Source organism: Stieleria sp. (assembly GCF_041595215.1).
Lineage (GTDB): Bacteria > Planctomycetota > Planctomycetia > Pirellulales > Pirellulaceae > Stieleria > Stieleria magnilauensis.
In genome coordinates, this window is record NZ_JBFHKV010000768.1 from 1 (window position 1) to 4352 (window position 4352).

Consider the following 4352-nt stretch of genomic DNA (forward strand, 5'->3'; position numbering starts at 1 on the left):
AAATGCTGCGTGCCGAAGGCGACCGTATCGCTGGCAAACGTTAGCACACGGTCTTGTTGTCAGGCTCCGCCCTATCGTCGAGTCTCGCAAGTGGTTGGGCGCGCGTCTGTTAGCCGGTACGAAAGTCGGGTAGGAAGATTTCGGAGGTAAGAAAATGATGAGATGCGCCATTCATTCGATCTAACCAATCTTCCTACCTTCAAAATCTTCCTACCTCCCCCCCAGACCACCGCACCCTGTCGTGTCGGCGAAAACCAGGGGGGATGGCAGAATGATTCGGGGCAGAATGATGGAGCAGGCGTCTTATAGAGAGATTCCGCATAGCCCAGGCTCCGCTTCGGATACCCTGCTTCCCCAGGCTTTCGACCAATACTGCTAAGTTAACATCAATGAAGGTGCCCGGACGCTGGCGCGAACCGGCTGATCTCAAACCATGATCAGCCGTTTGGTGCGAGCCTACGAACGAGGGAATGAATGTGTATCTTGACCGGCAGGACTGCCTGCCATCGTTAACCTCGTAACGGCCTTGCCTGACATGCAGAAGGAGTTTTATCGGATCGGTGTTCTGCTGCTGTCCCTGTGGCTGATCCGGATCGTCGATGCCACGATTCCGTATGACTTGACGGACCTCGGGTTGCAGCCACGGCATTGGAGCGGGTTGTTAGGGATCGTGACGATGCCGTTTCTGCATGGCAGCTTCGGGCACCTGTTTAGCAACACGATGTCGTTGGGCATTCTGCTGGGCCTGCTGGTGAGCTCTCAGAAATCCCCTTGGTTGCTCGTCACGATGACCTCGCTCGCCGGTGCGTCGTTGCTCTGGCTGGTCGGGCGTGACGCGAATCATGTCGGCGCGAGCGGCGTGGTGTTTGGACTGATCGGATTGTTGATCGTCAGCGGTTTCCTGCGACGCCGCTTGGTCCCTGTCGGTGTCGCGATTGTGGTCGGTATCCTGTTCGGCGGAACGCTGCTGTCGGGAGTCTTGCCGGGCGGCGGCGCCGAGGTTTCCTGGGACGGCCACCTCTGTGGCTTGATCGGAGGCAGCGCGGTTGCGTTTTTCACCAGCGGTGAAGCCGGGCGGTACAGAATCAAAACGTGACGAGCCGGCAAACGACCATGACGTTGTCCGTCCGCGACGGACGGGCCAACGGCCATCCACAACCTTTGCGTTTATAGTGGCATTTGTGCATGGCCGTTGGCCAATCCATCTCGTTTTCGTTTGCGGACCTTGGGCGGTGCCCAAGGCTACGGATGTAAACGGCCGTTGGCCGAAACGATCCACTCAGAACAAATCTGACATGCAAAAGATCCGCAGCCGCCCAGGCGGGGAGACTTCCTAAGCTGGACTGTCGCTGCGGGGCAGCGACATTGGGCGGCTAAAGCCTGCACACCAACAAAAAAACGCCCGAACCAAATGGCTCGGGCGTGTTTATTTCGCTGATTGGTTCCGCGTGGCGGATCAATACATGTCGTGGTCGCCGCCGTGGCCCTTGGCACCGGCCTTCGGCTTTTCGGCAACCAGTGCATCGCTGGTCAGCAACAGGGTTGCGACGCTTGCGGCGTTGCCGAGTGCGGTCCGCGTGACCTTGGTGGGGTCGATGACGCCGGCCTTGACCAGGTCTTCGTAGGTATCGGTCAGGGCGTTGTAGCCACCGTTGCCCTTCATCGCAGCAACTTTCTCGCAAACGATTCCGCCATCTTGGCCGGCGTTTTGCGCGATCATGTGCAGCGGGGCGCGGCACGAACGCAGGACGATGTTGTAACCAACTCGTTCGTCGTCGCTCAGGTCATCGCCGGGCTTGACGGTGCTGCTGGCACGCAGCAGTGCGACGCCACCACCGGGCAGAATGCCTTCTTCGACGGCGGCACGGGTTGCGTGCAGTGCATCTTCGACGCGAGCCTTCTTTTCCTTCATCTCGCTTTCGGTTGCGGCACCGACGTTGACCTTGGCGACACCACCGGCGAGCTTGGCCAAACGCTCTTCCAGTTTTTCGCGATCGTAATCGCTGGTGCTGTTTTCGATTTCACGACGGATCTGGTCGATGCGAGCCTTGATGTCGCTGCTCTTACCGGCACCTTCGATGATCGTGGTGTTGTCCTTGTCGATGATGATCTTCTTGGCACGACCGAGTTGCGGCAGGTCGACGCTTTCCAGCTTGATGCCGAGTGCTTCGAAGATGGCTTGACCGCCGGTCAGGATGGCGATGTCTTCCATCATGGCCTTGCGTCGGTCGCCGTAGCCGGGAGCCTTGACGGCACAGACGTTGAACGTGCCGCGCAGTCGGTTGATGACCAACGTGGCCAGTGCTTCGCCATCGACGTCTTCGGCGATGATCAACAGCGGCTTGCCTTGTTGGACGACCTTTTCCAGCATCGGGACCATGTCCTTGATGCTGCTGATTTTCTTTTCGAAGACCAGGATGTAGGCGTCTTCCAGGACGGCTTCCATGCTGGCGCTGTCGGTGACGAAGTAAGGCGACAGGTAGCCGCGATCGAACTGCATCCCTTCGACCCATTCCTGCTCGGTTTGCAGGCTCTTGCCTTCGTCGACGGTGATGACGCCGTCCTTGCCGACCTTGCTCATCGCGTCGGCCAACAATTCGCCGATTTCACGGTCGTTGTTGCTGGCGATCGTCGCGACGTCTGCCATCGCGGACTGATCCTTGACCTTGGTGGCCATCGAATGCAGTTTTTCGGTCAGATCGGCAACGGCTTTTTCGATGCCCTGCTTCATCTTGATCGGGTTGACGCCGGCGACGACCGCCTTCAGGCCTTCGTTGAAGATCGCTTCGGCCATCACGGTCGCGGTCGTGGTTCCGTCACCGGCGACGTCGCTGGTCTTGCTGGCGACTTCGCGAACCATCCGGGCGCCCATGTTTTCATAGACGTCTTCCAGCTCGATTTCCTTCGCCACGGTGACACCGTCTTTGGTGACGGTCGGGCTGCCGAAACTTTTCTGCAAGATCACGTTACGGCCCTTGGGACCGAGGGTGACCTTGACGGTGCGAGCCAGTTTGGAAACGCCTCGGCGAATCGCCTCACGGGCTTCCTGCTCAAATGCAATGATCTTTGCCATGGAATTCTATTGGGGTGTGTTGTTAGAGGTTTTTGATCGGGTGGGATGCGTACGATGATGACTCGGCTGCGGCCTAGCCGATCACCGCCAGGACGTCGTCTTCACGCATCAGCAAATATTCTTCGCCATCGATCTCGACCGATTCGCCGGCGTAACTGCTGAACAGGACGTGGTCGCCTTCGGACAACTGGCTTTGTCCACGGGTGCCGTCATCGAGCAGCTTGCCGGTGCCGATTGCCACGACGGTGCCGCGGGCCGGTTTTTCGCGTGCCGAATCGGGAAGAACGATCCCGCCAGCGGTCGTTTCCTCGACTTCTTCACGCTGGACCACGATTCGCTCGCCGATCGGTTGCAGTCGAACGGAAGCCTTTTTCTTGGTGGCAGTCGCCATAGTTGCGGATACCTTTTCTGTAGTGCGGGAAATTGAATGGAGAATGTCTTGTAGGCTGCCGCCAGCGGCAGTGGCCTGCCCAATCACGATCAACGCAACTGCGGCCGAAACGACCGCCTGGCAGTCCACCGCGCGACGTCGACTGTGTTGAGTCCACTGGCGAGCGGCTGTCGTTTTGGCGACCGGATGGCCGCGCCAAGTTGACAGTTTTTCTGACTGGCACGCCGAGCAGCAAACGGTGTGCCAGATCCTGACCGCGGCCGGGGCATCACACTCCTCCGACCGGAACAAGCCCTCGAAAGAGCCTCAAAATATCGGTGCAGAAAGTTTCCTGAAGGTCGCTGATCGCGGACGCGTATCTTGGTGCATTTCTGGTTTCTGCAACAGGGGCCAAATGTTCGGCCCCGGCCGGAATCTTGTCTGCCCACCGGTTTTCCGCGATTCCCACCGCAGAATCGACAAATTGGCAGACGCCTCGCCCCCGAGTCGATTGTTCGCGCCGTGCCGGATGCCCAATACCGCTAAGTGAAGCGTCGTTTCCCCGTGCTAGGGCCCGTAGGCTCGCGCCAAACGGCTGATATTCGTTTGATATCAGCCGGTTCGCGCCAGCGCGAGCGGCCTCTCGGTCGGTCTTAACTTTTCGGTATCGGCCTGAAGCCACCCTCCCGGCGGGAGGCTCGAGCGAAGCGAGGGGCAGACGTGTCAAGTTAAGACGTCACCCTCCCGCGTGGCATTGGTATCTACACATCTTTTGGAAATGTTGTGCATGGCCGTTGGCCAAATCGAACCTCATTGCGATGCGGTTCCTGGGGCGGCGCAACGCTCGCAAATGCTCGGCTTGCTTGCCCCAGGCTATGGGTATCCATGCCCTTTGGGCAAAATACGGCT

At 58.9% G+C, this 4352-nt stretch carries 3 protein-coding genes; 1 reads left to right on the plus strand and 2 read right to left on the minus strand.

What is annotated here, in order from left to right; all coding sequences use genetic code 11:
* Window positions 1-535: 535 nt before the first annotated feature.
* Complete coding sequence (locus tag ABX749_RS23875; protein WP_372898206.1) at window positions 536-1096, plus strand: rhomboid family intramembrane serine protease; 561 nt, start codon at window positions 536-538, stop codon at window positions 1094-1096.
* Between the two features lie 360 nt (window positions 1097-1456).
* Here ABX749_RS23875 and groL read toward each other — a convergent pair whose 3' ends face one another.
* Window positions 1457-3073 carry a chaperonin GroEL gene (gene groL / locus ABX749_RS23880; RefSeq protein ID WP_145219409.1) on the minus strand — a complete coding sequence of 539 codons (1617 nt, stop codon included), beginning with the start codon at window positions 3071-3073 and terminating at the stop codon, window positions 1457-1459.
* Window positions 3074-3146: 73 nt separating this feature from the next.
* The gene (gene groES / locus ABX749_RS23885) at window positions 3147-3464 is read right to left on the minus strand and encodes a co-chaperone GroES (protein ID WP_145390609.1); all 318 of its coding nucleotides are present in this window, start codon (window positions 3462-3464) and stop codon (window positions 3147-3149) included.
* Window positions 3465-4352 lie beyond the last annotated feature (888 nt).